This is a genomic window from Halorubrum aidingense JCM 13560, assembly GCF_000336995.1.
GTDB lineage: Archaea > Halobacteriota > Halobacteria > Halobacteriales > Haloferacaceae > Halorubrum > Halorubrum aidingense.
On record NZ_AOJI01000029.1, the window covers coordinates 158,872 to 185,528 of the forward strand.

Below are 26,657 nucleotides of genomic sequence, written 5' to 3' on the forward strand. Positions count from 1 at the left end.
CGAGGCGAACGCGTCCCCGTTTTGGAGACATGTTTATGAACAATTATGATAGATACGCAACGGCATGGTAGACGCCGACGTCCACGTCATCGACCGCGGCGGGCTGTACTGCGATATGAACTACATGATGGAGGCGAACACCATCGGGACGCACGACGAGCCGAACCCCGACACCGACTACGGCGAGATTCCGGTGTGGAACCTCGTCATCGACCACCCCGAGGCGACGATCCTCTGGGACACGGGCTCTCACCACGACGCCGCCGACGGCCACTGGCCTGAGGGGCTCACGCAGGCGTTCTATCCGCACGACGCGAGCGAGCACCGGCTCGACGACGACCTGGAGGCGGCGGGGTACTCGCTCGACGACATCGACGCGGTGTTCCAGAGCCACCTCCACCTCGATCACGCCGGCGGGCTGGAGTTCTTCGCGGGCACCGACACGCCGGTGTACGTCCACGAGGAGGAGCTGAAGTTCGCCTACTACAGCGCGAAGACCGACGAGGGGAGCGCCGCGTACGTGCTCGACGACTTCGACCACGATCTGAACTGGCAGGTGCTCCACCGCGATCGCGAGGAGCACTTCGCCGATCTGGAGTTCGTCCGGTTCCCCGGCCACACGCCGGGACTCACCGGCTCCGTGATCCACCTCGATTCCGACGACACCGTCGTGTTCACCGGTGATCAGGTGTACATGGACGAGAACTACGAGAACGGGACGCCGCTGGGCGGCCCCCTCGTGTGGGGGAAAACGGAGTGGGCCGACAGCATGCACCGCATCCGCGAGTTGGAGCGGCGCCACGACGCCGAGGTCGTCTTCGGCCACGACCCCGAGCAGTTCGAGGCGATCCAGCCGGGGTGGGGGGTGTGAGCTACGAGCGGTCCGTCTCGGCGGACCCGCACCAGCTGTCCCCGGAGACAGTCTGGGAAGTCCGAATGCCGGCGATCCGCGTGGGAGCGGGCGCGGCCGACGAACTCGGCTATCAGCTCGGCCAGTTGGGGCTCGGCGGCGACGGCCGCGGGCTGATCGTCACCGACGAGGACCTCGTGTCGCTCGGCCACGTCGACCGCGTCGCCGACGAACTGGAAGCCGACGGGTTCGACGTCGACGTGTACGACGGCGTCGAGCGCGAGCCGAGCATCGGCGCCGTCGAGGAGTGCATCGGCTTCGTCCGCGAGGAGATGGGCGAGGACGGGTACGACTTCTACCTCGGAGTCGGCGGCGGGAGCTGTATGGACACCGCGAAGGCGACGCGGGCGATCGTCGCCAACGGCGGCGACGTGCTCGACTACGTGGCGGCACCGACCGGGGCGGGGGAGGACCTCACGGAGTCGGGACCGCCCCTGATTCTGCTGCCGACAACGGCGGGGACGGGCTCGGAGATCTCGCCCGTGGCGATCCTCTCGGTGCCCGAAAAGGAGATCAAAGAGGGGATCTCCAGCACGCACGTCCGAGCGGACGCCGCCGTGCTCGATCCGACGCTCACCACGACGCTGCCGCCGGATCTCACGGCGAAGACCGCGATGGACGCGCTGGGCCACGCGATCGAGGGCTACACCACCCACCGATACGACGACCTGCTCCGCCCCGAGGACCCCGCGGACCGCCCCGTCTACGCCGGACGGACCGGCTTCACGGAGATGTTCAGCGAGCAGGCGATCGACCTCCTCTCCTCGAACGTCCGGCGCGTCGTCAACAACGGCGACGACGTCGAGGCGCGCGGCGCGATGTTGAAAGGCGCGCTGTTCGGCGCCATCGCCGGCCTCACGGCCGGTGCGAGCCTCGCGCACGCGATGGCGTACCCCGTCGGCAACAACTACCACACGTTCCACGGCGAGACGATCGCCGCGCTCACGCCGGCGAGCACGCTCGGGTACAACGTCGCCAGCGACCCGCCGCGGTTCGCGCGGGTGGCCGAGATGCTCGGCGCCGACACCTCGGGGATGAGCACCCGCGAGGCGGCCGACGAGGCCCGTGCGGAGTTCGTCCACCTCCAGCGCGACCTCAACGTGCTCCCGAGCGGCCTCAACGAACTGGCCGGGATCACCGACGACGACACCGAGGCGCTCGCCGAACGCACCGTCGAGAGCCAGCAGCGGCTCCTCCGGTGTAACCCGCGGCCGGTGACGAAAGCGGACGTGAAAGCGGTGTTCGACGACGCGCTGTACAACTGGGAGGCGTAGCGAAGACGGCCCGTTCAGTCGCGCAGGTGTTCCACGACCGCGTCCACGTCGTTCGGGACGGGTTCGGGGTCGCCGCCGGCCTCGTAGGCCGCGTCGGGGTCTTTTAAGAGGTGCCCGGTCGTCAGGCAGACGACCCGCTCGTCGTCGCCGACGACGCCCCGGCGGCGGAGCTTCTTCAGGCCGGCGAGGCTCGCGGCGGAGGCGGGTTCGACGCCGACGCCCTCCTCGGCGAGTTGGCGCTGCGCGTCGGTGATCGCGTCGTCGCTGACGGCGACGGCCGTGCCGCCGGTGTTGCGGATGCCCGGAATCGCCTTCGGCGCGTTGACCGGGTTGCCGATGCGGATCGCGGTCGCGCGCGTCTCGACCTCCTCCCAGCGGCGGACCTCGTCGTTGCCCTCCTCGATCGCCTCGACCATCGGCGCGGCGCCCTCGGCCTGCACGCCGGTCAGTTTGGGCACCTCGTCGACGGCGAGCGCGCCGGACTGGACCAGCTCGCGGAATCCTTTATAAAGGGCAGAGGTGTTGCCCGCGTTGCCGACGGGGAGGACGATGCGGTCCGGGAAGGTCCCGTACTCGTCGCGGAACTCCTCTAAGATCTCGAACCCGATCGTCTTCTGCCCTTCCAAGCGGAACGGGTTCAGCGAGTTGAGCAGGTACGCCTCGCCGCGGGCCGCGAGCTCCTGGACGATGTCGAGACAGGCGTCGAAGTTGCCGTCGACTTCGAGGATGCGGGCGCCGTGGAGACTCGCCTGCGCGACCTTCCCCGCCGCGACCTTCCCCTGCGGGAGGAGCACGAGCGTCTCCATGTCGCCGCGGCCGCCGTACGCGGCGAGCGCGGCGGAGGTGTTCCCGGTGGAGGCGCACGCGAGCGCGCCGACGCCGAGTTCCTTGGCGACGCGGACGCCGACGGTCATCCCGCGGTCCTTGAACGAGCCGGTGGGGTTCATCCCCTCGTGTTTGATCCGGAGCGCCTCGACGCCGACCGACTCCTCGATCCGCGGGACGCGGTGGAGTGGGGTGCCGCCCTCGGGGAGGGTCACGCCCAGATCGAAGGGAAGCCCCTCGCGGTAGCGCCAGACGCCGCGGTCGGGGCCCTCGGAGGGGGCGCCCGCGCCGAACTCCCCGAACGTCGGCGGGTCGTCGTAGCGTACTTCCAGCAGGCCGTCGCACTCGTCGCAGGTGTACCGGACTGCCTCGAAGGGAGCGAACGTCTCGTCGCACTCGATACAGGCGAGCCACGTCCCGTCGTCGGCGCAGTCGGGCGCCGACGGAGCCGGGGCGTCGATGGCGAGATCCATTACGTCGCCGTCCGTGCCCGCGCGGCTTAAGCCGGGCGGTCGGGACGGACGTTGCCGTACGAGTATATAAACGGTAGGCGAGAAGTACGCGGAGAGTAGGCGGGGCGTGGGCGGAAGTGACAGTCCCGGCCGCTCAGTCGATGATGATCTCGGAGCTGTCGCTGTCGTCCGGGCCCGATCCCAGCCGGTCTTGGTACCGCTGGATCCAGTCGGCGAAGCAGTCGGGACAGAGCCGCTGGGTGTCGATTTTCGCCCGGTCGACGCTCAGCCGGACCGTCCGCGAGAGCGCGTCCGTCGTGGGCTCGCCGCAGCCGTCGCAGGGTTCGGTCGTCGGCGCGTCGCTCATACCGATCGCTCGCGGGGGTAGTTCTTAAAAGTACGTCGACGCGGCCGCCTCAGACCGTCCGGAACGCGCGGTCGCCGGCGTCGCCGAGTCCGGGGACGATGAATCCGTCGTCGTCCAGTCGATCGTCGATGGCGACCGTCAGCAGGTCCGCCTCGGGGACGGCCTCGCTCACGCGCACGAGGCCGTCGGGCGCGGAGACCGCGGAGAGCACGAACAGGTCCTCGAAGTCGTCCGCCTCGGCAAGGATGTGATCGAGGACGGCGCACATCGTCGAGCCGGTCGCGAGCATCGGATCGGCGACGATCACGGTGTCCTCGGGGCGGATTTCGGGGAGCTTCACGTAGTCGATGGTGATCGGGAACTCGCCCGCGTCGTCCATCCCGGCCTCCTCGTCGCGGCCGGCCGAGATGACGCCCTGTTTCGCGCGCGGGAACGCCTTTAAGAGTCCCTCGACGAACGGGGTGGCGGCCCGCAGGACGTTGATGATGACGACGTCGTCGAGCCCTTTCACGCGCTCGCCGGTCGTCTCCTGAAGGGGCGTCTGGACGGGGACGTACTCCGTCTCCATCGCGCCGTCGATGATCTCGTAGCCGCAGATGCGCCCGAGCTTCACGAGCCCCTTGCGGAACGCGACCTGCTCCGTCTCGACGTCGCGGAGCCGCGACAGGGTGTCTTTCGCCAGCGCGTGCGTGATGAGGTACGCGTCGTCGCGGTCTTCGATGGCCATTACCGGGAGAGCGGTCGCGTCCGGCTTAAAAGATGGCGGATCTCGCGGGATCGGCGGTCGCGGCCGCGCGACGGCACGCGATCGGACGACCCCGAGCGGGTCGCCGAACGCGCGCGTCACCGGCTGTCGAACGCGCACGTCACCGGAAAAACCAGCGCGCACGTCACCGGAGAACCAACACGTACGTCAGCACGAAGATGATCAGCGCGAGCGCCCCGACGTTCGTCGTCGTGAGCGACGCGATATCGAGCATGTCGAGCCCCCACGACACGGTCCAGGCGAACCACGCGGACAGGACCGCGTTCAACAGCAACAGCAGCCGCGGGTCGCCCTTCGAGCCCTCGACGCCCTCGCGGATCCCCTCCGGCTCGTCGCTCATACGCCAACCGCCGGGTGAGCGCCACTTAGCTCTTGTCCGTTCGGTGCGTACCGGTCGCATGGCGATCGAGTTGCGCGTTCACAACCGACACGGTGACCGGATCGATCCGGTCCCCTTCCTCGTTACCGTCGGGCTCGCGTTCATGTTCGCGCTGTCGTTCGGCCCGATGTACGGGCTCTCGTACGGGCTGTCGCTGGCGTGGTCGGTGGCGCTGTCGACGCTCGCGTTCGCGGGGCTCACCCTCGGCGCGTACGTCCAACTGGTTAGGTCCGCCCCGCCGATCGACGCCGGGCCGCTCCCGCCGGGGCCGCGTTTCGAGCGCCTGCTATACGCCGCCCTCGGGGTCGGCGTCGCACTCGTCGGCCTGACGCTCCCGCTGTTGTGACCACGCCCGCCGTCAGGGCTCCCGAACCGCGATCTCCTCGCCCTGTTCGGTCGGGAACGGGAACGCCGCCCCGTCGAGTGCGGCGGTCTCATCGAGCGCGTCGGTTCCCTCCGCAGCGAACTCGTCCCACTCCGCGTCGGTGACGAGCGCGTCGTCGAGCCGGTCGACGAGCGACGCTTCGTCGACGCCGGTGCCGATGACGACGAACTCAGTCAGTCGGTCCCCGTGTTCGTCGTCCCAGTCGATCTCGGGGCGATTCGAGCGGAGCATGTCGCGCTCGACCGCGGGGAGACTCGCGATCCACGGGCCGAGCGCGCCCACGCGGACGGACGCACCGGCCTGTCCGACCTGCTGGCGCTGGTCGGTACCGGCGACCCAGAGCGTCCCCTTCGAGCGGACGACCTCGGCCGGGAGGTCGCGGAGGAGCGCGGCGAGCCGCGCCGGGTGAAACGGTCGGCGGCGGCGATACGTGAACGAGGTGACGCCGTACACCTCGTCCGGGTGGCGGTGGGCGTGGTCGTCGCCGTCTGCTCCGTCCTCGCCGTGCCCGTGTTCTGCTCCGCCCTCGTCGTGACCGTGATCGCCCGCGAGCGCGCGCTTCCACCCCGGTAGGTCCCCGACCTCGCGCTCGTCGAACACCCCGATGTCGAGGAGCCGGTCGGGGTCGACCGCGGCGAACTCCGCGACGATCGTCTCGGCGTCCGGCTGGAGCGCCCCCACGAGATCGACGGCCTCGGCGATCTCGTCGTCGGAACACAGGTCGGCTTTGTTACACACCACCACATTCGACACCTCGATCTGTTCGACGAGGAGGTCGGCGAGCGGGCGCGTCTCGTCGTCCGCGGTCGCGTCGTCGGATACCACCTGGCGCTCGGGGGCGTCAGCGCCGGCGAAGGCGTCGAGGAACTGCCGCGTGTCGACGACGGTCACCAGCGCGTCGACGCGGTAGCGGGCGGCCGCGCGCGATTCCGTCGTGAACAGCCGGGCGACGGGGGCGGGCTCCGAGATCCCGGATGACTCGACGATCAGCGCGTCGAAGGAGCGCTCGTTCGCAAGCCGGACCACGGCCGTCTCGAGATCGTCCTGCAGCTCACAGCAGATACAGCCGTTCGACAGCTCCGTGACGCCCTCGACGTCGACTTCCGACCCCTCGGCGATCAGCTCTGCGTCGACGTTCACGTCCCCCATGTCGTTGACGAGCACCGCGATTTCGCGGTCGCCGGCGTTCGTGAGGAGGTGGTTCAAGAGGGTCGTCTTCCCCGCCCCGAGGCTCCCAGAGAGCACGGTTACCGGGATCCGATCGTCCATGGGAACCGGTCGACGGGTGGGACCTTCAAGTCCCCGGCGGCGGCCGCGACCACCAGAAGCCGATACGTTGATACGTCACCGCTACCCACGGCGGAACATGTTCGAGTACGTGTCCATCGTCGGGACCGTCAGCACCGTCATCGTGTTACTCATGGTCTCTGCGATGCTGTACCTCGTCTGGATCGGATTCGAAAACGACGCCCACAAACCGAGCCCGGACGACGGCGATCGGCCGGAGCTCGACGACGGCGAGGAGTCGCCCGAACCGCAGAGCGAGCTCGCCGAGGGCAACTCGGTCTGAGCGGCGACGAGACCGGAAACGACGGAACCGGCGAGCGGCGGGGGGACACAGGCGCGACGCTTTTAACGACCCCGCGTCGACATGAGGGATAATGACAGTCGCAGACCGAATCGCCGCTTTTCGCGCGACCCTCGACGAGTGGCTCCGCGGGCTGTACCACGGGATGATAACCCATCCGGCCTACGAGAAGATCGAAAAGGAGGCCGAGGACGCCGAAGACGAGTTCATGCTGGCGTGTTTCCCGGACGCGTTCGGGATCCCTTCGCCGGTGTCGTACTACACCGCCGAGCTGCTCCCGTACCTCGAAGACGAGTTCGAGGCGTGGGAACGCCGGCTGTGGGACCGCGAGAGCCTGCTCGAACGGAAGGGCCAGCAGTACCACTTCTGATGGAGCAGTTCGTCTTCTTCGGCGGAAAAGGCGGCGTGGGCAAGACGACGGTCTCGTGTGCGTACGCGTACCGCTGTGCGAACGCCGGCGTGCGGACGCTCGTCGTCTCGACCGATCCGGCACACTCGGTATCGGACGTGTTCGACCAGCAGTTCGGCGACGACCCGGAGCCGGTCGCGGGCGTCGACGGGCTCGACGCGATGGAGATCGATCCAGAAGACGAGATGCAGCGACACCTCCAGGAGATCCGCGAGGGGCTCTCAGAGCAGGTGTCGGTGGCGATGGTCTCGGAGATCAACCGCCAGCTGGAGATGTCACACGGGACGCCGGGAGCGTACGAGGCCGCACTCTTCGACGCGTTCGTCGGGGTGATGCGCGACGAGAGCGAGCCGTACGACCGAGTGGTCTTCGACACCGCGCCGACCGGATCGACCCTTCGACTGCTCGGGCTTCCCGAGTTCCTCGGCGACTGGATCGACCGGCTGCTGTACAAGCGGCGCCAGTCGATCGACCTGTTCGAGAAGGCCGCGATCGGCGACATGGAGCCGCGGCGCCTGATGGAGGGTGATCCGGTGTTAGAGCGGCTCCAGCGGCGCAAGGAGTTCTTCGAGTTCGCCGGCGAGGCCATGCGGACCGACGCCGCGTTCTACCTCGTGTTGAACCCGGACCAGCTGTCCGTCAACGAGACGGGGCGGGCGATCGAGGGGTTCGCCGAGCGCGACCTCCGCGTTCGGGGGCTCGTCGCGAACAAGCTCACCCCGTCGCCGGACGACGACGAGGACGGCCGAGGCGCGCGCTACCTGCGGGAGAAGGTCGCGACGGAGCGCGATCGGATCGCGCAGGTCCGCGACGAGTTCGAGCCGCCGTTGATCGCCGAGATCGAGTCGCGAACGACGGAAGTGCGCGGCGACGTGCTCTCGGCGGTGGCCGCCGAACTCGACGTCGACACGGGCGGCGAGACGGGTGGGGAGGGGAACGCCGAGGGGAGGCGGGCGGGAGGCGGGTAGGCGACGAGCGGGAGGCCGGTAGGCAACAATGCGGGAAGCGGGTAGGCGGCGGGCGCGCGCGATCGCTGTCGACTGCCACGAAGGTGAATTTTACACCGATAATCGGGTAAGAAACGGCGATCCGTCGCGAAAATCCGCCGCCGCGGACGATTTTCGAGAGATCATCACGATTGAAGACAATACTTAAGTGTAGAATCGTGAATCGATACCACGAGGCAGGGAACCTATGACAAGCGTAATTTGGATCGTAGTTGCCGTGCTGAGCACGTTTACCGTGGGGTACATGGGGTACTCGCGTTACCTCTCGCGATTCGTCGACCTCGACGACGAGCGAGAGACGCCGGCACACAAGTACGAAGACGGACAGGAGTACGTACCGGCCAAGAAGCCGGTGCTACTGGGGCATCACTTCTCAAGCATCGCGGGCGGCGCGCCGATCGTCGGCCCGATCACCGCGGGGGCCATCTGGGGATGGGTCCCGGCGCTGTTGTGGGTCGCCATCGGCAACCCGCTGATGGGCGCGGTCCACGACTTCATCTCGCTGTCGAGCTCGATCCGCCACGAGGGGCGTTCGATCGGGTACATCGTGGGCCAGTACGTGGGTGAGCGGGGCAAGAACCTGCTGTTGTGGTTCGCGTTCCTCACGATCATCCTCGTGGTGGCCGTGTTCGCGCTCGTCGTCGGGATCGTGTTCAACGCGTATCCGCAGGTGACGACCGCGAGCTTCGTGTACATCCTGTTGGCGCTCGCCTTCGGCGTGTACCTGTACCAGCTCAACGGTCCCTTCATCCCGGGAACGGTCCTCTTCGTCGCCGGCGTGTTCGCCGGCGTCTGGGTCGGGATCCAGTACCCGTTCGCGCTGTTCCCGGGCGATTACCCGGCGGGGACGCTCGTCCTCGCGGAGACGCTCGGGCTCGGCGCCGGCGAGTGGGTACCCGGCGCGCTCTCGCCGAACGTGATGGCGTGGGTGCCGCTTATCATGGTGTACGGCGGGATCGCGAGCGCGCTCCCCGTGTGGGTGCTGCTCCAACCGCGCGACTACCTCTCGTCGTTCCTGCTGTACGCGGGCGTCGGCGGCGGTATCATCGCGATCATCGTGGGAACGATCTTCGCGACGTCCTCCCAGCCGCTCGTCGTCGACTCCTCGCTCGGCGCGTTCCAGGGCTTCTGGGGGCTCGAAGCGGCCGGGCTCTGGCCGCTGTTCCCGCTGCTTTTCGTCACCATCGCGTGCGGGACGATAAGCGGGTTCCACTCGCTCGTCTCCTCGGGAACGACGTCGAAGCAGCTGAACAAAGAGAGCGACGCCCGGCTGATCGGCTACGGTGGGATGCTCGGTGAGGGACTGCTCGCCGCGCTCGCGCTGTCGACGCTGGCGGTCGCCGGACTCGGCGCGACCGTCGTCGAGGCGGGCGGCGGGATCGGCGGCGCGCTGCCGAACTTCGCCGCCGGCGGCGGGATCATCCTTACCAGCCTCGGGGTCCCCGAGGCCCTCGGTGCGGTGTTCATGGCGCTCGTGCTCGTCAGCTTCCTGCTCACGTCGACCGACACGGCCGTGCGACTCGGTCGCTACATGATGGAGGAGATCGTCGGCATGGACGACGGGATGACCGTCAGCGGCTTCTCTGCTGACCTCGGCTCCATCGCTCGCGGCCGGTACACGAACCCGATGGCGCAGATCGGCATCGCCTACGTGCTCGTCGTTTCGGGCGAGTGGGCGACCCTCTGGGGGCTGTTCGGCGGCGCGAACCAGCTGCTCGCGGCGCTGGCGCTGTTGACCGGCACCGTGTGGCTCGCCAACTGGGACGAGTCCAAACAGCTCATCTCGACGGGCGTCCCGATGGCGCTGATGGTCACCATCACCGTGTTCGGGCTCCTGTGGCTGGCGCTCTACGAGAACCTCTACGTCAACCTGATCAACGGCGGCGCGACCGGGCTGGGAGCGCAGCTCTCCTCGGCCGCACAGATGACGCTCGCGATCGTGTTGATCGTGCTCGCGCTGTCGCTCGTGAAGATCGGCATCGGAAACCTCAGATCGGTACGGAGCGGCGGCACGCCGTCGGCCGAACCGAGCGACGACTGACGGCAGTACGGTCCGGTCTCCGCGGCCCTGCCCTCCATTTCAGCTATTTCACGTTCGGGAGCGACCGCTCCGAAGCGTGTGATTCAGAGCGCGCGAACCGGAGTGTGTGATTCGGAGCGCACAAACCGAAGCGCGCGAACCGGGGCGCGACTACCGCCAGAACCGCTTTGCGAACCGCGAGAAGAACCCTTCCTCGGGCGGTTCGACCGGCTCCCACAGTCGGAAGGCGTCCGCGACGTCCGCGGCCTCGCTCGCGACGAGCCGCTCGTCGTCGGGGGCGACGACGACGAGATTCACCTCGTAGTGACCGTAGTAGCCGAACTTCAGGAGGGTTCGGTCGCGGAATCCGTCGACGAAGGCGGCCACGTCGTCGGCGATCCGGTCCGCCACGAGCACGATCGTGACGTCCGTGCCGAAGTGCTGTTCGTCGCCCTCGACGCGCTCGTCGGCGACGTCGTGTGCGAACGCGACGAGCCGCTCCACCTCGTCGACGGTCGGGTCCGGCGTCCGGCGCGCGAAGAGGTACTCCATCATGTCGTGGTCCGCGTAGCTCAACGCGGGGTGGAGGAACTGCTTCTGGTTGCGCATCCGCATCTCCGCGTACAGGTCGAAGCGCTCGCCGTCGACGACGATGTCCCGGTCGAGATCGTAGCTGTACATGAGCCGATCGGATATCCGGTCGAAGTACTCGTCGTCGTAGTCCGGGACGTTCTCGCGGATCTCGGCCGGCAACTCCTCGGGGTCGTATCGATCCTCGCCGTCGGACCGGCCCTCGTCGTCGGACCGGCCCTCGTCGGCGGACCGGCCCTCGCCGTCGTCCGCGCTCGCGGGTTCACTCATCGTCCGGGTCGTACGGAACCGCGTCCCCGTCTGCCGGCGGGGCGCCGATCGCGAGCACCGTCACCGGCCCGTCGGCGTCGGCCGGGTTGTGCGCCCGCTGCGGGCTCTCCGGATCGACGACGAAGAGGTCGTCCGTGCCGATCTCGTAGGTCCGCTCGGGCGTCTCGACCGACAGCGTCCCCTCGAGCACGTAGAACGCCTCCTGTTGGGTCTCGTGGTAGTGGTACGCGAGCGGGATCTGTTCGCCCGGTTCCGCTCGAAACCGGTTGATCGCGGCCGCATCGAACCCGCCTGGCTCGGACAGTTTCCGGCACTCAGAGGGGCGATCGGGCTCGGGAGCGACAGACTCTGTGTCGACGACGCGGTATCCCATGTGAACTCATTCCACGGACCGGTTGAAAAGGGCGTCGGGGCGGTGCGGTCGGTACCCGTGTGACCCGTCGTTCGGCCGGGAGCGGCCGTCGAACGGTCGGCGACGGGATTTATCACGGTTCGACACGAACGATACGTAGAACCACCATGACCGATCAGGAGATCCGGACGGAGGCGTGCGGGCGGTGTTCGATGTCGACGGTCGTCGGCGCGGTGAGCGGTGAGCAGTCGGACGAAGAGCGCGCCGCGCGGGACCCCTTCGCCGGCGATCGGATCGAAGTCGACGAGTCGTCGATCCGACGCGTGTCGCCCGCGGGGTTCTTCGGCGATCTCAAAGAGCGGATCGACGCGCTCGGCCGCCGACTCTCCTACGGGAAGTAGCGAGAGTGGCGGGGAAGTGGCGGGAAAGTGACGAACGTCACACCGGACCGTACCGGTCGGCTCACGTCAGTTCGGGGAGACTTATACGCGTTCGCGGCGTAGCGGGGACAAGCGATGGAAGAGAGCATCTCCGGGTTCAAGGTGCGCGGTGACTGGGGCGACGTCGTCGAACACGGCGAACGCATCACCCTGGCCCTCCGCGAGATCGGCGCCGACGGCGACGCCTTCCACGACTTCGACGACTGGCGGCCCAAGTCCCACGAGCGGATCGACGAGGACGTGTCGGCGAAGACCGCCGAACAGGCCTCAGTCAGCGAGGGAGAGGGCGAACAGGCCGGAAAGACCCCCGGCGACGACCTCCAGACGGCCGGAGAGAAACTCACCGAATCCTACGAGAAGGTCGAGGAGAACGACACCGAAAGCGCGATGGAGCGCTGGGGCGAGTCGATCGAACACGTCGCCCGTGCGGCGGACTCGGCCGGCCGGAAAGCGATACGGAAGGTCGAAGACACCGTCTACCAGAAGGTGATGACCCAGATGGCGCCGTACTACTTCGACAACGAGCTCGTCAGCGCCAACATCCAAGAGGTCGGCCGCGGCGAAAACGGCGAGACGTTCGTCTTCGAGGTGAACATCAACGACGACGAGCGCAAAGCGGAAGTGAGCGATATCCTCGCCGAGTACGAGGCGGAGATCGACCGCTGGCACGTCGAGACCGAAAAGCGGACCGACGATATCGCCGCCGCGGAGGGGGTCGAACCGCCCGAGAAGGAGGGCGGTCCCGACTCGACGGTGACGTGAGTAGCCGCTGACGGGCCGGCGAGTACCGAAGAGACGCGCGACCCCACTGAACGGATTTAACTCGCCGTGTCCCGAACACCGGCCATGACCGAGCTACTTCGGGTGACGGCCGGCGAGCTGTCGGTGGACGAAATCATCGACGCTCTCAACGAAGGGCGGCGGATCCTCGTCGACGTCGAGGTGGCCGGCGGTCGCCACGAGGTCGTCCTCCGATACGACGGCGAGACGTATCACTGCGACACGCCGACGAACCTCCACCGGCACACCGAGGAGACGGAGATGCGCGGCTGTATCGATCGGATGGGGTACGCGGCCGATTCGGCCTGAGCCCGTGCACGCGTCGGACCGGAACTCGGCGGACGGCGGGCCGACGAGCCGTGACGACCGTCCCCGGCCCTCGATAGCGGCTTTTAATCCGGCCGGCGTCGAATCGAGGCTATGAGCGAGCCCGAGATCGAGGACCTCGTCGGCGACGTCTCCCCTTCGTTCGAGCACGTGCTCTCGTGTGTGTTCGGCGTTCGAGACCACGAGAGTCGGACCTACCTGACGCTGCTCGATCACCCGGGAAGCACGGTCGCCGAACTCGCGGCGACGCTCGACCGAGACCGGTCGAACGTGAACCGTTCGCTGTCGACGCTGCGCGAAAAGGGCCTCGTCGAACGGCGTCGCCGGCTGCTCGATTCGGGCGGCTACGTGTATCAGTACACCGCGATACCGGTGCCGGAAGCGAAGACCCGGCTCCACGAAGCCCTCGACGAGTGGGTCGAGGGCGTTCACGCGGCGATAGACGAGTTCGACCCGGACGACGGCGGGTCCTGAAGCGGTCGGCCGAGCTGTCGCCGGATCGGGTGACGATCGGGTAGCGTGTTCCCGTTCGTCGCCGAGTTCGGCGGCTCTTGTCTGTCGGTTCCCTGTTCGGCGGTCTCCTGTCTGTCGGTTCCCTGTTCGGCGGCTCTTGTCTGCCGGTTCCCTACTCGTCGGTCTCTTGGTCGTCGTCCGCGGCGCTCAGCCCGTCGTCGGCCGGGCGATCGAGCGCTCGCGGGACGTCGTGGTGGTCGGAGTAGCCGTCGAACCAGCGGGCGATCCGCTCGATTCGGTCGACGATGTGGGCGGGCTCGCCGGAGCGAGAGAGCTCGTGACCCTCGCGCGGATAGCGCACGAACCGGGTATCGACGCCGTTCGTCCGAAGGATTCGGTGATACAGCTCCGCCGTGCAGATCGGGGTTCGCGTGTCGTCCTCGGAGTGGATGAGGAGGGTGGGCGTGTCGACGTCGTGGGCGTGGCCGGTCGGCGACTGCTCCCACAGCCACGCCGGCTCCTCGGAGGGGACCGCGTCGAAGTCACCCTCGACGAGCTTGTAAGCCGCGTCGGTCGAGCCGTAGAATCCGGTGAGGTCGTACACGCCGCGCTGGGAGACGGCCGCCCGGAAGTAGTCGGTCTGTCCGACCGTCCACGCGGTCATGAACCCGCCGAAGGAGCCGCCGGTGACGAACGCGTTCGTCTCGTCGACGTAGTCGCGATCGGCGACGAGTTCGACGCCCGCCATCACGTCGTCGAGGGTGACCGCGCCCCAGTCGCGCTCGATCGCCTGCATGAACGACTCACCGTATCCGGACGAACCGCGCGGGTTCGACCAGAAGACGACGTAGCCGCGGGCCGCGAGCGTCTGGAACTCGTGCCACATCGTCCCCGACGTGGACCACATCGCGTGGGGGCCGCCGTGGATCTCCACCGCGAGCGGAAAGGCATCGTCCGCGCGCGTTTCGTCGTCCGGATCGAACCCGGGCGGCGTCAACACCCACCCCTGGATCTCCGTCCCGTCCGACTCGAACCGGATCTCCTCGGGCTCGGAGACCGCTCGCTCGTCGAGGTAGTCGGCGTTCAGCGCCGTCAGCCGGGTCAGTTCGCCGCTCCACGCGTCGTACGCGAAGGCGTCGCCCGGGTGGTCCCACTCGCTGGCCGCGAGCGCGACGGTCACCGACTCGGGACCGGCGCCGTCGTCTCCCCCAACGGTGGCCCCCGAGACCGTCCCCGGTCGGAGGAGGCGCCCGGGGTCGTCGCTCCCGTCGCTCGGGACGTGCCAGATACTCGTTTTCCCCTCGTCGGGGGTCGCGAAGTAGAGCGTCTTCCCGTCGGGGCCCCACTGCGGAGCCATCTCGGGACCGAGTCCGCGGTCGAGGTCCCCGGTGAGGTCGGTCACCGCACCGGTGTCGGCGTCGACGACGCGGAGATCGGTCTGTCGTATCGTGATCCGGTCGGGGTCGGTGTGAGTGAACGCGACCCGCCCGTCGGCGGCCGGAGCGATCGACGCGCCCCACCCGGTCGTGACGTGGACGCGTTCGGTCTCACCGGTCGCGAGGTCGTGGCGATGGATCGCGATCTCGACCGAGTCGTCCGGATCGTCGCCGATCGCTTCGGTGAAATACAGCGTGTCGGCGTCGCCCCACGCAGGTGCGGCGAAGTCGGCGTCGCTGTCGTCGCCGTCGGCGTCGCCGTCGACGCCGGTAACCCTCGTGACGCTGTCAGCGGGATCCGTACCGGTAACGCCGTCGACGGATGCGTCCGCGTCGACGAGGTACACGTGCGACCGACGGCCGTCGAAGTACTGCTGATCGGAGCGATAGACGGTTCGGTCGATCACCCGCGGGTCCGGGTGGTCGTCCGGCTCGTACTCCTCGGGGACCGAGCGGTCGCGCTCCGCCTCGCGGTCGGCGGCGCTCACGGATTGAACGAAGGCGAGCCGCTCGCCGTCCGGCGACCACGCGATCTCCGAGACGCCGCCGACCACGTCGGTGAGTCGCCGGGCTTCGCCGCCCGCGACGGGGAGCACCCACAGCTGCTGGCGGTCGTCGTCCGCGCCGCGCGTCGAGGTGAACGCGATCCGGTCGCCGGAGGGGCTCCAACGCGGCTCCGCGTCAGATCCCTCGGCGAGAGTGAGCCGTCGGGGCTCTCCGTCGGCGATGTCGGCGAGGTACACCGTCGACTCGTAGGCGTCGTCGTCGGTGGGTTGTCGGCGGAGGAAGGCGACCCGGTCCCCGTCGGGCGAGAGTCGGGGGTCCGCGGGCTTCGCGATGTCGTGGTAATCGACGGCAGTGACCTGCTCCATACCGAGCGGTCGCCCGGCGGACTCAAAAGGCGTCGGAACCCGGAAAAGCGGTCTACGCGGGGTCGTTGTCGAACGCGAGGGTGACCGCATCGTCGTCGACGGTGGCGCCCGCCGCGCAGACGGGGTGCTCGAAGTCGGCCGAGAGAACTTCCGTCGCCGCCGCCGCGGCGTCGGTGGCCGTCAGGTCGTACGGCTCGGGGTCGTCCGTCTCGTAGGTGGCGACGATAGTCGGCTCCGAGACTTCCTCGACGAGCAGGGCGTCGCGACGGACGACGCCGATGATCGCCGTCTCGGCGCCGACGACCCCGGCGATCCGAGGCGTGTCGTAGTCGTCCTTCTCGAAGTCGAGCGCGAGCAGGGGCGTCGCCAGCGCGTCCCGGGCGGGGTAGCCGAGTTCGAGCTTCTCCGCGATCGGGTCGACGTGCGAGCCGTTCCCGACGACCGCGAGCGCGTCACCGGTCGGGGTCCGAACCGACCGCGCGCAGTTGTACGAGACGTACGGGTTGTCCGTCTCCGGCGCGTCGGCGGTCGGACCGACGGTGAGCGTGCCGTCTCGGTCGCGCACCCGACGGTTCGGGAACGACCGCGAGGAGACTCGGTACGCGCCGATACCCGGAGCGACGACGACAAATCGTCCGACGTACATACAGCTTCGTGGTTATTCAGTCGGCTAAAACGCATCGATATACGCATGTTCGTCGATCGGTCTGTGGATCTTCGTCGATCGGGTGGTCGATCGGTCCGTCGAGAAGACCGCCTATCGGCTCGATGAATACCGGCGACGGATACAGCCGGACCGTCAACGAGTGTCACGGTGCCGGCGACGCGCAACGCTTACAAACACGCACGGGTTATCGGTGGATGCGCACAGTCCATTGGGGTAGTGGCCAATCCTGTTGCCTTCTGGGGGCAACGACCCTGGTTCGAATCCAGGATGGACTATTCTCGCAGTTCGCCTCGTTCGGCTTCGCGGGTCGTCGCGCCTCCACTTCGACGAACTCCCTCGGACGGGCCCCCGTCGCGGACCATGCAGTGATTTCGTTTCGTTTGGAACCAAAAACCCGTCAGGTACTGCGGTTTCCAATCGAAGAGAAGGGGTTACTTTTCGACGTCGAGCAGGGCGACTCGTTCGAGAACGATGTCCGCGAGTCCGCCGGCGGTGGCCGCGACCTCGCGATCGGTGATGTCGAAGGCGTCTCGAACGCGGTCCGGATCGCAGTCGAACGTTTCGGCGTCGGCATCCGCCTCGACGGCGACGAGTTCGTCCGAAGCCCCGGCCGAGAACACCGTCTCTCGCACCGCCTCGACGGCCGCATCGACGTCGGCGTCCGGGCGGTCCGCGCCGGGGACGTCGCCGAAGTCGGCGACCAGCACGACGATCCGGCGTTCGCCCTCCGAGACGCCGAGTTGGAGGGCGCGGTCGATCTGTCGACGGCCGGCGGCGTACAGCAGAATTTCGACGCCCGGGTCGCGAGCGACCGCCTCGTCGCGGGCGATCGCTCGGGCGGCGAGTCGGACCGCCTCACGGAGATGCGCGCCGGAGACGACGAGGGACGCGTCGAACGCCTGGACGACCGCACCCGTCTCGTCCGCGATTCCGTCGAGCGCCTCGAGGAACGCGTCGAGGTCCTCGACAGCGGCGGTTCCGCGGACGAGGCGGTGCGGCGGAGTTCGCTGAGCGGACGGGGCTTGCCGATCGAGCAGGGGCTGCCGATCGGGCGAGGTCGCCCCGGCCTCAGAGGCGGCGTCGTCGCGAGCGGGAGGGCGATCGCTCATCGGAAATCACCCAAACTGGCCTGTCCGTTCCCGTCGTCGTCGCTCGCGGAGCCGGCCGTCGCAGCCGCGGAAGCGGATTTGTCGGCTCGGACGCCGTCCATAGAGGGGTTCTCGCGACCGGCGTGTTCGAGGATGCGCTCGGCGGTGCGCTCGCGCCCGCGGAGCGCACCGAGGACGACGCCCTTGTCCGCCTCTCGGAGGTCCGCGCGAGTCTCGACACCGGCCTCGAACAGCCGGCGGGCGCGTTTTCGGCCGACGTTGCGGACGCCGGCCAGATCGAGCAGCTCCTCGCGGACGCCGTACTCGATGCGCTTTCTCGCCTCGCGGACCGCGACGACGGTGTCGCCGTCGACGCCCTCCACGTCTCGGGCGAGCGTCTCGGCCGCGCGGAGGAGCCACTCCGCAGTGTCGACCTTCCCCCGGATGTCGCCCGGGCCGACCCCGTAGCGCTCGGTGATCCGGTCCTCGTCGACCTCGTTCGCCCAGTCTTCGAGCAGGCGGGCCGTCTTCAGCGAGGCGAGCCAGTCCTCGAAGCGAACGTCCTCGTACTCGGAGGGCACGTCACCGAGGAACTCCGTCTCGCGCTCGTAGCAGAGCTCGGTGTACGTCTCTCGGTCGCCGGATTTCAGGTACAGCTCGTACATGTCGGGGGTGCGGCTGACGAGGTGATACAGCCCGAGCGGCGTGACTGCGGAGGCTTCGGTCCCTTCCTCGTCTGTCCCCTCTGTTTCCTCCGCCGGCGACTCGTCGTTTCCAGGGCGCGTGTACGTTCCAAACCCGGGCTCGTCGCCGTCGTCGTCCCCGGTCCTGACGAACTCGCCCGTCTCCCCCTCGGTGCCTGCACCTGCGGCATTCCGAGCGACGGTTCGGAGCCCGTCGATCATCTCGGCGGCGCTCATCGGGTCGAGGTAGAGCCGCGAGACGGTGTGCCCGATGCCGGTCGCGGTGAGGCTCTCCGTCCCGCCGTCGCGGTCGCGGTCGACGAAGCCGTTGACCGCGAGGTAGTCGAGCACGGTGTCGGTGACCGCGGCGAGCCGGCCCTCGTCGTCGGTCTGGGTCGCGTAGAGGGTGTTGTCGAGAAACGAGAGGAGCCCGTTGCGGGTGGACGCGAAGCCGGAGGCGACGGTGGCGAGCACGTGGGTGCGGAGGGCGGGCTCGGCGGCGAGCTTCGAGCGGACCGGCTCGGCCTCCGCCCAGACGTACCGCTCGAACAGCTCGTCTTTCGTGTCGGCGTCGTTCGCGAGCAGCACCGCCTCGCCGTAGGGGTCGAGACCGGGGCGACCCGCGCGCCCGCACATCTGGTGGACCTCCAGCACGTCGAGCGGCTTCATCCCGCCGAACTCGCCGTCGTAGCGCCGCCAGTCGCGGACGATCACCCGGCGCGCGGGGGTGTTGACGCCGGCGGCGAGGGTGGGGGTCGCGGAGATACACTTGATGAGGCGGTCGCGAAACGCGTCCTCGACGAGGCTTCGGTGGTCGCTCGCGAGTCCGGCGTGATGGAACGCCGATCCCCGTTCGACGGCGTCGGCCAGGTCCTCGGAGGTGTCGGTGTCGGAGACGCCGCGTATCTCCTCGGCCAGCTCGCGGAGGTCGTCGCGCTCCGCGTCGGTGAGTCTGGAGGCCGTGACGTCCGCGAGCCTGCGAGCCGACGACTCGGCGTTGCGACGGGAGTTGACGAAGACGAGCGAGGAGCCGCCCTGTCCGTCCTCCTCGGTGTCGAGGGCGTCGGCGACGAGCCGCGCCGTCTGGTCTTCGCCGCGGTCGACGGGTACCTCGCGTTTGGTTCCGTCGTCGAAGTCGATGGCGTTGCCGAAGTGGACGCCGGTCCGGAGGTCGATGGGGCGCCAATCGGACTCGACGAGTTCGGCGTCGAGCCAGTCGGCGATGACGTCGGCGTTGCCGACGGTGGCCGAGAGCGCGACCGTCTGGAGACCGGGGTTCACCTTGCGGAGCTTCGCGAGGGTCACTTCGAGCGTCGGGCCGCGATGCGAGTCGTCGACGAGGTGGACCTCGTCGCTCACGACGCAGGTGAGGTCGTCGATCCACGGCGCGCCGTTGCGGATCAGCGAGTCGACCTTCTCCGAAGTGGCGACGATGATGTCGCGGGTCGCCAGCCACTCGCCGTCGGAGTCGTAGTTTCCCGTGGAGACGCCGACCGTGATCCCGTGGTCCTCCCACCGCTCGAACTCGGTCTTCTTCTCGCTGGCGAGCGCGCGCAGGGGGACGATGTAGAGGGCCTTCCCGCCGCGCTCGATGGCCGAGAGCATGGCGAGTTCGGCGATCAGCGTCTTCCCGGAGGCCGTGGGGACCGCGGCGACGAGGCTGTCGCCGTCGACGACACCCGCCTCGACGGCCGCCTGTTGGGGCGGGTACAGCTCCGCGACGCCCTCCGCTTCGAGCGCCTCGCCGACGCCCGCGGGGAGCCCGGAGAGCGAACTCGGTTGCATTACCCGTGCTTGGGCCCCGTTCCGGTTTAAATCGTCGGAAGCGAGCGGTCCGGTGAGAGCCACCGTCGCCAGCAGGGGGACGCTTCGGCTGCGGGTGGCGACCGTCTATAAATAGAACGTGCGGTGGCGCGCCTCCGAGCGGCCGATAGGCCGCGAGAAGCGCGCGAGGGAGTCGCTCGCCGGTGGCGAGCGACGAGGCTGGGGAGGCGTGAGGTGCGGGGCAGTGCTGTGCGGGGCGGTGCTGTGCGAGGCGGTGTTGTGCGAGGCGGTGCTGTGCGAGGGAGGGGGTTAGAGGTGACCCCGCGCTCGCAGTGAGTTATAAATGGACGACCGAGATTCCCACACGATGCACCAACACCACAGCGGCTGCATATAACCGACCGGCCGTCTCAGGGCGCGACGCCGACGGTCAACAGCGTCCCCCACGTCCGGTAGCGGTCGACCATCGCCTCGCGGGACTCCCAGTCGTCGGTGGGGAACGCGGATTCGGGCGGGATCTCGATCTCGCGGTCCGGGATCGCGTCCTGCTCGGCGACGTACAGCCCCGCCTCGCGGAACGCCTCGCGGTACTCCTCGCGGGTCCACAGCGTCATCTCCACCGAGATGTTGTCCTGCCACGCGTGGCTCGCCTCGTTCTCGGCGTAGTAGTTGACCGCGCAGTAGAACGTGCCGCCGGGCTTCAACACGCGACGGATCTCCCGGAGGGTGTTGTGCGGATCGGCCGCGTAGTAGAACGCCTCCATCGAGAAGACGTGATCGAGCGAGTCGTCCGCGAACGGGAGCGCGTCGAAATCCCCGACGAGGAAGCCGACCGCGTCGTCGTCGGTGTAGCTCCGGGCGTTGCGGGCCATCTCGGGCGCGCCGTCGAGGCCGTACCCCCGCCCGATCCCGCGCTCGCGGAGCGCGCGCAGCGCGTAGCCGGACCCGGTGCCGAGATCGAGGACGGCGTCGTCTGCCTCGACGGGCATCCGCGCGAGGACGTGTTTGGCGGTGTGCCAGTGTCTGTCCTCCATCCCGCGGTCTTTCCCCGACGTCGCCCACTGGTCGAATTCCTCGCGAACGCTCATACCGCTGTCTCTTATACACATCTCNCGCCATCAGAGATGTGTATAAGAGACAGGGCGCCACCCGGGCGCGACCCGGAAACGTCGGTGTTTTAGCGGCCGAGGTTCCTTCGAAGGCTATGAAACGCCCGAAGAGCCTCCGCCGACCGAAATTCCGGATCGCTGACTCCGCACAGCAGGCGGTCGGCGGCTTCCTCCTCGCGGGACCGTTCGTCGTCACCGGAGAAGTGTGGGACCTGGCCGCGGGCATGAACGCGATCCAGGGGTGGCTGACAGCCGGGCTCGTCGGCCTGATCGGATACGCCGCGCTCTACCGGGCCGACACCGGCCGCGATCCCGAAGAGGAAAAAGAGATCGCGGGAATCCCCGCCCGGTTCGTGTCGCTGATGATCGTCGCGTTCGGCTCCGTGGCCGTCCTCGCCGTGCTGTTCGACGCGCCGGACACTTTCCTCGTCCAGCAGGGCGTGACGGGGATCGATCTGTGGATGATCACAGGCAAGGCCATCTCCGTCAGCGCGGTGTTCAGCGTCGTCGGCGCCGCGACGGCCGACAGCGTGTTCTGAATCGGGTCCTCGCGAAACCGGTCACCGTCCCCTGCGAAACCGACCGACGGGGGCGAATCGCCACGGCCCGCATTGTTAAGTCGGTCGGGGGGTTTTCGATCCCATGGACTACTCGCTCGCCATCGAGAACGGGCCGGAAACGATTCCCGGCGGCACGGGACTGCTCCTCATTCACCCGAGTATCGGCGAGACGGACCGCATCGATACGGACTTTCTGAAGACCGACACCGACGCCTTCCTCGTCGTGTCCACGCGGACGACGGCCCGCGAGGTCGAACAGAAGTTGGAGTACTACGACGTCGACGAGACGAAGGCGACGATCCTCGACACGCTCTCCGTGGAACGGGGCTACTCGCGTCGTTCGACCGACGACGTGTACTACGTCTCAGCGCCTGACGACCTCGACGGCGTCGTCGACCGAGTCGAACGATTCCTCGTCGAAAACGAGGGGAAGCGTCGAGTTTCCGTGGACTCGCTGACCGAGATGGCCTACTACGCCGACGACGACGCGGTGTACGACGCCGCCGTGGACATCCTCGACCTGCTCGACGAGCACGACGCCGTCGGGATCTTCCACCTCTCCGAGGAGGTCCACGAGGTCGCGACCCTCGACCGGTTCCGTGATCTGTTCGAAGGCGTCATCGAACTTGACGGCGACGGCAACGTCACCGTCGACGTCTAACTCGACTCAATCACCCGAGGACGTACGAGAGGATGATAAGGACCGACAGGACGGCCGACACGCTGACCGTTCCGAGAACGATCGTGGTGGGTTTGCTCATACGCCGTCCTGTGTCCGCCGGTCGTTTAAAACCACCTAGTCGACGGTGATCGATGCACCGTCGACGGCTCGGCGGCTCGGCGGCGACTTTTTATCAACGGGCGAGAAATCGGAGGGATGCGGGTCCGTGACGCACTCGAATCCGACGCCGAAACGGTAGCCGCGGCGATCGATCGACCGCGTGAGGCCGTGATCGACATGATCCACGACCGGTCGGTTCGGGTCGCCGTCTCGGCAGACGAAACGGACGGGAGAGAAGCTGACCACGAAGGCGACGCCGCGAGCGGAAGTGACCACGAAGGCGACGCCGCGAGTGAGGGAGAGACCGGATCGAGTGTCGCGGGCTTCGTGGCGTTCGACGTTCACGGGCAGACGGTTCACGTAACGGAGTTCGACGGCGACGAACCGACGCTTCGCCGGCTGTTCGAGGAACCTCGACGCTTCGCCGATCGGGAGGGGCTGAGCGTGGAGGTCGTCGTTCCGGACAGCGACCCCGCGAGCGAGATCGTGGAAGCGATCGGATTTGTCCCGGCCGGGCCCGGACCGCGGTTCGACGGCCGCACGACCACGCGGTATCGGATCGAGTCGTAGCCACGTATCGAGTCGTAGCCACGTATCGAGCGTAGCCACGTATCGAGTCGTAGTCGCGTATCGAATCGTGGTCGCGTATCGAGTCGTAGTCACTCCTCCAACCACAGTCGTTCCCGGAGTCGTCGTCGCTCAGGAGAGAGTGGTCGACCTGCTCAGTCGAAACGACCCTGGACGATTTCGAGTGCGCCCTCTCGATCGTCCCAGTCGACGAACACCGCGACCGACGTCGCGCTCGTGATCAGGTCGATAATGTTGATCCCGGCCTCCGAGAGCGGAGCGATGATGTCCTGGATGACGCCCGGCTGATTCGGTAGTTCGCCGCCGGTGACGCGGATCACGGCTATCGGGTCCGCGACGGTCACCGACGAGAGCGCCTCGTCCGTGACGACCGCTTCGTGAAGCAGCGCCTCGGCGGTCTCGGCGACGTCGACGTCGACGTAGAACGTGACCGAGTCCATCCCGGAGGCGACCGCGTCGATGTTAATCTCCTCGTCGCGGAGGGCGTTCGTGAGCTGAGAGAGGATACCAGAGCGGTTTCGGATCGCTCGCCCGGCGATGGTGAGGCAGGCGAGCGGTTCCTCGCGCATGTCGATGAGGCTCTCGAACTCGCCCTCGATTCGGGTCCCGCCTCGCAGCAGGTCACCGTGCTGGTAGTGGACGACGCGGACGTCGAGGTCGCTGTCCTTGTACGAGAGCGCGGACGGTGCCACGACCTCTGCACCGCGGAAGGAGAGGTTTCGAAGCTCGTCGACGGTGATCTGCCCGACGTTTCGGGCGCCCTCGACGACGCGCGGGTCACCGGTCATGACGCCTTCGACGTCGGTGACGATGACGACCTCGTCGGCGTCCATGTAGTTGCCGAGCATGACGGCAGTCGTGTCCGACCCGCCGCGTCCGAGCGTGGTGACGTTGCCCTCGTGGTCCTCGGCGAGGAACCCGGTGATGATCGGGACGACACCGTCGAGTCGCTCGGCGAGGGCGTGCGCGCGCTTTTTCGTCTCTTCGATGTCGACCTCACCGAGCTCGTTCGTGATGACGGGCCAATCGGGGTGGCCCGGCTCGAGGAAAACCGCATCGATACCGCGAACCGAGAGGGCGGCCTTGAGCATCCGGACGCTGGTCCGCTCGCCCATCGAGACGATCTCGGCGCGGTCGGCGTCGTCCGTCTCGAACGTGATATCGTCGAGGAGGTCGTCGGTCGTCGATCCCATCGCGCTCGCGACGACGGCGATCTCGTGACCCGACTCGACCGCGTTCGCGACGGAGTCGGCGGCGCGTTCGATCCGGTCACCGCTGCCGAGGCTCGTCCCACCGAACTTGGCGACTACGCGCATACGCCCACCTTGGTAGCGGCCGATCGGCGGCAGTCAGTCTTCGCGGGAACGTGGTTGGTCTTGGTTTTTGGGAGGGTATGTTCAGACCCCTTGACCAAAGCGTGATCGATAGGCATGCGCACCCGTAGCGGAGGAAGCCGCATAACTGTGTCTTCTTCGACAACGGTCGCCAAAGCTATGAGTTCGATCGGTGAGACGGGTCACAGGAGCAGTAGGCCGATCAGTTGATCGGCGAGCTGCGAGTCGAGTGCCAGGTGCTACAAATCGGAGATCGATCCCTGTTCGCGGGGGATACCGCCCGTGAAAGAGGGTGCCCCGCAGTATGAAAGAGAGTGCCGCATCGCGGAAAAGACGTACTGTGTCGTCACGGATCGAACGCCTACTCGTCAGAGATGCCCCACGCGTCGGGCATTTCGATCACGTACCGACCGTCTTCCTGTAGAGAGATGATGTACTCTTGGCGGTCGTAGAGCTCCATCAGATTGAGTTCGTACTTGCCCGGACTCACGATCCGAATGCTCTCGAACTGCTCGTTGAGTTCGTCGCGGAGTTCGCCGATGTCGGGACGAGGGCCTTCCTCGGCGCTCGTAGAGTCAGAGCCAGGACCAGCGTCGGGGTCGACATCGCGACTTGCTCGGTCCAGTTCGTCCGGAGAAACGACATCAGAACGGGCGCTCGCCTGGGCGGTGTCTTCTCCGGTCCGCTCGCTGACCCGTTCCGTGCTACCTGCTTGCGTGGATTCTCTCGGCTCCGCCGAGGCCGGTGGATCTGCCGGACCCGTGGGATCCGTCGGTTCTCCCGGCGCCGCCGTTCCTGACGAAGCGGACGGTGTTTCGGGCGGCGACGGAGCGGATGGTGTTTCGGACGGCGACGAAGCGGACGGTGTTTCGGACGGCGACGAAGCGGGCGCGCTCGGGGTAGCGTCGGGAGGGCTCGGCTCCTCGTCGGCCGACGTTCCTTTCGGCTTGAACTGGAACTTGTTCCCGCCACAGTCCGGACAGCCGGAGAGCATCTCTTTAGACCCGTCACGGAACGTGCGCCCGCACGTGGTACATTGGTGGGGCATTTATTTACGGGAGACGAGCGTGCTGATGAGGTTCTCGTCTTTGTGCAGCGTCTCGATCCGGTTGGCCGGGCCGATAACGGTGAGCTTCTGAGCGGACTTCCGGCCCATTAGCTTGTCGAGGAAGCTCTGGTCAGTTGCCTCGGCTTTGGGGTACGTCTCGATCTCGATCCCGGTGAAATCGTCGGGGCTGATCTCCGTCATCGTCACCTCGATCAACTTCGACTCCTCGTCGGGCGAGAGCCCTTCTTCGAGGATGACGATGTTACCCTCGCGGACGCCGTCGAGGATGAGACGGATCTTCTCCATGCCGGTCAGCCCCTCCATGCGAGCCCCGCTGATCATGTCGATACGGACGCCGTCGTCGGAGCCGCCATCGTCCGAAGCGCGCCCGTCACCAGGCGGCGAACCGCCGCCGCCGACGTTTGGGGTTGAACCCGGCATCAGCCGAAGTACTCCGCGATCTTCGTGTACACTTCGTCCATATTCTCGCCTTCCAGTGCCGACAGCGGAATCGTCTCGTGCTGCGGGAAGGCGTTCGCGATCTGCTGGACGTCTGATCCGGAGAGGTCGGTCTTGTTCGCGAGGATGAGCGCCGGGAGATCCTGCGACTCGATGATACCGATGAGCATCGTGTTCACCTGCGTGAACGGATCGGTAGTGGAATCGAGCACGTAGATGACGCCGTCGACGTCCTCGCGGAGCCAGTGCATCGCTTCTGCGACACCTTCGGTGGCTTCGCGGGAGCGGCGGACGGCGTCGTCTTTGTCCATGTCGTGGTCGAGAAACTCCTTGTAGTCGACCTTCGTGGTCACTCCCGGCGTGTCAACGATGTCGATCGTGACTTTTCGACCATTGCGCTCGATCTCCACGTTCTCCTTCCGGCGCGCCCGCCGGGTTTCGTGTGGAATGTGGCTCTCCGGCCCGACGGCGTCACCCGTCCAGTCGCGTGCAATCCGGTTCGCGAGGGTCGTCTTTCCGGCGTTCGGCGGTCCGTAGATCCCGATCCGTTTGGGTTCGTCGGCCGCGAACAGCCCGTCAGTGACCCGTGATATGCTGTCTTTGAGATTCGTGAGCAGTCCCATCCTGACCTCCAGTCCTGTGTTCTCTCCCGAACACACTGTGCCGCGTGGTA

31 protein-coding genes and 1 tRNA gene are annotated in these 26,657 nt (G+C 67.5%); 15 read left to right on the top strand and 17 right to left on the bottom strand.

From position 1 onward, the window contains the following. Positions 1-64 precede the first annotated feature (64 nt). Positions 65-871: an N-acyl homoserine lactonase family protein gene (locus C461_RS12805; protein WP_008001888.1), complete on the top strand. Its 807-nt coding sequence runs from the start codon at positions 65-67 to the stop codon at positions 869-871. Then, on the top strand, positions 868-2,184 hold the full coding sequence (locus C461_RS12810; protein ID WP_008001889.1) for a hydroxyacid-oxoacid transhydrogenase: 1,317 nt from the start codon (positions 868-870) through the stop codon (positions 2,182-2,184). Before C461_RS12805 ends, C461_RS12810 begins: the two co-directional genes overlap by 4 nt. Positions 2,185-2,198: 14 nt before the next feature. Here C461_RS12810 and thrC read toward each other — a convergent pair whose 3' ends face one another. The 4 genes from thrC to C461_RS12830 all read right to left on the bottom strand — a co-directional run bounded on the left by thrC (position 2,199) and on the right by C461_RS12830 (position 4,934). After that, positions 2,199-3,482, bottom strand: a complete 1,284-nt coding sequence (thrC, locus tag C461_RS12815; RefSeq protein WP_008001891.1) for a threonine synthase — start codon at positions 3,480-3,482, stop codon at positions 2,199-2,201. A gap of 133 nt (positions 3,483-3,615) precedes the next feature. Beyond that, entirely contained in the window at positions 3,616-3,828 is a 213-nt protein-coding gene (locus C461_RS12820; protein WP_008001893.1) for a DUF7569 family protein, read from the bottom strand. Between the two features lie 49 nt (positions 3,829-3,877). Next, on the bottom strand, positions 3,878-4,555 hold the full coding sequence (upp, locus tag C461_RS12825; RefSeq protein WP_008001894.1) for a uracil phosphoribosyltransferase: 678 nt from the start codon (positions 4,553-4,555) through the stop codon (positions 3,878-3,880). Positions 4,556-4,718: 163 nt separating this feature from the next. Continuing rightward, complete coding sequence (locus C461_RS12830; protein ID WP_008001896.1) at positions 4,719-4,934, bottom strand: hypothetical protein; 216 nt, start codon at positions 4,932-4,934, stop codon at positions 4,719-4,721. Positions 4,935-4,992: 58 nt separating this feature from the next. On the opposite strand from C461_RS12830, the gene C461_RS12835 reads away from it, so the two are divergent. After that, complete coding sequence (locus C461_RS12835) at positions 4,993-5,319, top strand: hypothetical protein (protein WP_008001898.1); 327 nt, start codon at positions 4,993-4,995, stop codon at positions 5,317-5,319. Positions 5,320-5,331: 12 nt separating this feature from the next. Here C461_RS12835 and C461_RS12840 read toward each other — a convergent pair whose 3' ends face one another. After that, positions 5,332-6,627, bottom strand: a complete 1,296-nt coding sequence (locus tag C461_RS12840) for a CobW family GTP-binding protein (RefSeq protein ID WP_008001900.1) — start codon at positions 6,625-6,627, stop codon at positions 5,332-5,334. A 97-nt stretch (positions 6,628-6,724) separates the two neighbouring features. Between C461_RS12840 and C461_RS12845 the strand changes: the two genes are divergently transcribed. From C461_RS12845 to C461_RS12860, 4 genes are all read left to right on the top strand, one after another. Then, complete coding sequence (locus C461_RS12845) at positions 6,725-6,928, top strand: hypothetical protein (protein ID WP_008001902.1); 204 nt, start codon at positions 6,725-6,727, stop codon at positions 6,926-6,928. Positions 6,929-7,019: 91 nt separating this feature from the next. Further along, positions 7,020-7,316 (top strand): hypothetical protein, encoded by a 297-nt coding sequence (locus tag C461_RS12850; RefSeq protein WP_008001904.1) that lies wholly within the window; start codon positions 7,020-7,022, stop codon positions 7,314-7,316. Then, positions 7,316-8,323 carry an ArsA family ATPase gene (locus C461_RS12855; RefSeq protein ID WP_008001906.1) on the top strand — a complete coding sequence of 336 codons (1,008 nt, stop codon included), beginning with the start codon at positions 7,316-7,318 and terminating at the stop codon, positions 8,321-8,323. Before C461_RS12850 ends, C461_RS12855 begins: the two co-directional genes overlap by 1 nt. A 226-nt stretch (positions 8,324-8,549) precedes the next feature. Continuing rightward, positions 8,550-10,403 carry a carbon starvation CstA family protein gene (locus C461_RS12860; protein WP_008001908.1) on the top strand — a complete coding sequence of 618 codons (1,854 nt, stop codon included), beginning with the start codon at positions 8,550-8,552 and terminating at the stop codon, positions 10,401-10,403. 150 nt (positions 10,404-10,553) lie between these two features. Here the strand turns inward: C461_RS12860 and C461_RS12865 are convergent, their stop codons facing one another. Then, positions 10,554-11,243: a hypothetical protein gene (locus tag C461_RS12865; RefSeq protein ID WP_008001909.1), complete on the bottom strand. Its 690-nt coding sequence runs from the start codon at positions 11,241-11,243 to the stop codon at positions 10,554-10,556. Continuing rightward, positions 11,236-11,616 carry a cupin domain-containing protein gene (locus C461_RS12870; protein ID WP_008001910.1) on the bottom strand — a complete coding sequence of 127 codons (381 nt, stop codon included), beginning with the start codon at positions 11,614-11,616 and terminating at the stop codon, positions 11,236-11,238. The genes C461_RS12865 and C461_RS12870 overlap by 8 nt, the downstream gene beginning before the upstream one ends. 146 nt (positions 11,617-11,762) lie before the next feature. On the opposite strand from C461_RS12870, the gene C461_RS12875 reads away from it, so the two are divergent. The 4 genes from C461_RS12875 to C461_RS12890 all read left to right on the top strand — a co-directional run bounded on the left by C461_RS12875 (position 11,763) and on the right by C461_RS12890 (position 13,616). Continuing rightward, positions 11,763-11,996 carry a hypothetical protein gene (locus C461_RS12875; RefSeq protein WP_008001911.1) on the top strand — a complete coding sequence of 78 codons (234 nt, stop codon included), beginning with the start codon at positions 11,763-11,765 and terminating at the stop codon, positions 11,994-11,996. 114 nt (positions 11,997-12,110) lie between these two features. Next, the gene (locus tag C461_RS12880; RefSeq protein WP_008001912.1) at positions 12,111-12,797 is read left to right on the top strand and encodes a DUF5828 family protein; all 687 of its coding nucleotides are present in this window, start codon (positions 12,111-12,113) and stop codon (positions 12,795-12,797) included. A gap of 84 nt (positions 12,798-12,881) precedes the next feature. Continuing rightward, positions 12,882-13,124, top strand: coding sequence for a hypothetical protein (locus C461_RS12885; RefSeq protein ID WP_008001913.1), 243 nt, complete (start codon positions 12,882-12,884; stop codon positions 13,122-13,124). Positions 13,125-13,235: 111 nt separating this feature from the next. Next, positions 13,236-13,616, top strand: coding sequence for a helix-turn-helix domain-containing protein (locus C461_RS12890; protein ID WP_008001914.1), 381 nt, complete (start codon positions 13,236-13,238; stop codon positions 13,614-13,616). 151 nt (positions 13,617-13,767) lie between these two features. Here C461_RS12890 and C461_RS12895 read toward each other — a convergent pair whose 3' ends face one another. Both C461_RS12895 and C461_RS12900 read right to left on the bottom strand, forming a co-directional pair. Next, positions 13,768-15,903 (bottom strand): S9 family peptidase, encoded by a 2,136-nt coding sequence (locus C461_RS12895; protein ID WP_008001915.1) that lies wholly within the window; start codon positions 15,901-15,903, stop codon positions 13,768-13,770. 52 nt (positions 15,904-15,955) lie between these two features. Then, positions 15,956-16,549 (bottom strand): IMP cyclohydrolase, encoded by a 594-nt coding sequence (locus C461_RS12900; protein ID WP_008001917.1) that lies wholly within the window; start codon positions 16,547-16,549, stop codon positions 15,956-15,958. Positions 16,550-16,772: 223 nt separating this feature from the next. Here C461_RS12900 and C461_RS12905 point away from each other — a divergent pair. After that, positions 16,773-16,845 (top strand) — tRNA-Gln (locus tag C461_RS12905). 156 nt (positions 16,846-17,001) lie between these two features. Here C461_RS12905 and cgi121 read toward each other — a convergent pair. The 3 genes from cgi121 to C461_RS12920 form a co-directional block, all read right to left on the bottom strand. Continuing rightward, the gene (gene cgi121 / locus C461_RS12910) at positions 17,002-17,679 is read right to left on the bottom strand and encodes a KEOPS complex subunit Cgi121 (protein ID WP_008001919.1); all 678 of its coding nucleotides are present in this window, start codon (positions 17,677-17,679) and stop codon (positions 17,002-17,004) included. Further along, a complete protein-coding gene (locus tag C461_RS12915) occupies positions 17,676-20,126 on the bottom strand; it encodes an ATP-dependent DNA helicase (protein WP_008001922.1) in 2,451 nt (816 codons plus the stop codon). The genes cgi121 and C461_RS12915 overlap by 4 nt, the downstream gene beginning before the upstream one ends. 389 nt (positions 20,127-20,515) lie before the next feature. After that, entirely contained in the window at positions 20,516-21,193 is a 678-nt protein-coding gene (locus tag C461_RS12920; RefSeq protein ID WP_008001925.1) for a class I SAM-dependent methyltransferase, read from the bottom strand. Between the two features lie 116 nt (positions 21,194-21,309). Between C461_RS12920 and C461_RS12925 the strand changes: the two genes are divergently transcribed. Both C461_RS12925 and C461_RS12930 read left to right on the top strand, forming a co-directional pair. Then, positions 21,310-21,753, top strand: coding sequence for a hypothetical protein (locus tag C461_RS12925; RefSeq protein WP_008001927.1), 444 nt, complete (start codon positions 21,310-21,312; stop codon positions 21,751-21,753). 103 nt (positions 21,754-21,856) lie between these two features. Next, positions 21,857-22,435: a DUF7090 family protein gene (locus C461_RS12930; protein WP_008001929.1), complete on the top strand. Its 579-nt coding sequence runs from the start codon at positions 21,857-21,859 to the stop codon at positions 22,433-22,435. A gap of 10 nt (positions 22,436-22,445) precedes the next feature. Here C461_RS12930 and C461_RS16335 read toward each other — a convergent pair whose 3' ends face one another. After that, entirely contained in the window at positions 22,446-22,535 is a 90-nt protein-coding gene (locus C461_RS16335; protein WP_449271979.1) for a hypothetical protein, read from the bottom strand. A gap of 116 nt (positions 22,536-22,651) precedes the next feature. Here C461_RS16335 and C461_RS12935 point away from each other — a divergent pair, with 116 nt between their 5' ends. Continuing rightward, positions 22,652-23,125 carry a hypothetical protein gene (locus C461_RS12935; RefSeq protein WP_008001931.1) on the top strand — a complete coding sequence of 158 codons (474 nt, stop codon included), beginning with the start codon at positions 22,652-22,654 and terminating at the stop codon, positions 23,123-23,125. A gap of 152 nt (positions 23,126-23,277) precedes the next feature. Here the strand turns inward: C461_RS12935 and C461_RS12940 are convergent, their stop codons facing one another. From C461_RS12940 to C461_RS12955, 4 genes are all read right to left on the bottom strand, one after another. Beyond that, entirely contained in the window at positions 23,278-24,459 is a 1,182-nt protein-coding gene (locus C461_RS12940) for an aspartate kinase (RefSeq protein ID WP_008001933.1), read from the bottom strand. Between the two features lie 379 nt (positions 24,460-24,838). Further along, positions 24,839-25,525, bottom strand: coding sequence for an OapC/ArvC family zinc-ribbon domain-containing protein (locus C461_RS12945; RefSeq protein WP_049906651.1), 687 nt, complete (start codon positions 25,523-25,525; stop codon positions 24,839-24,841). Next, entirely contained in the window at positions 25,526-25,966 is a 441-nt protein-coding gene (locus C461_RS12950; protein WP_049906653.1) for a DUF2073 domain-containing protein, read from the bottom strand. After that, a complete protein-coding gene (locus C461_RS12955; RefSeq protein ID WP_008001937.1) occupies positions 25,966-26,607 on the bottom strand; it encodes an Era-like GTP-binding protein in 642 nt (213 codons plus the stop codon). The genes C461_RS12950 and C461_RS12955 overlap by 1 nt, the downstream gene beginning before the upstream one ends. Positions 26,608-26,657 lie beyond the last annotated feature (50 nt).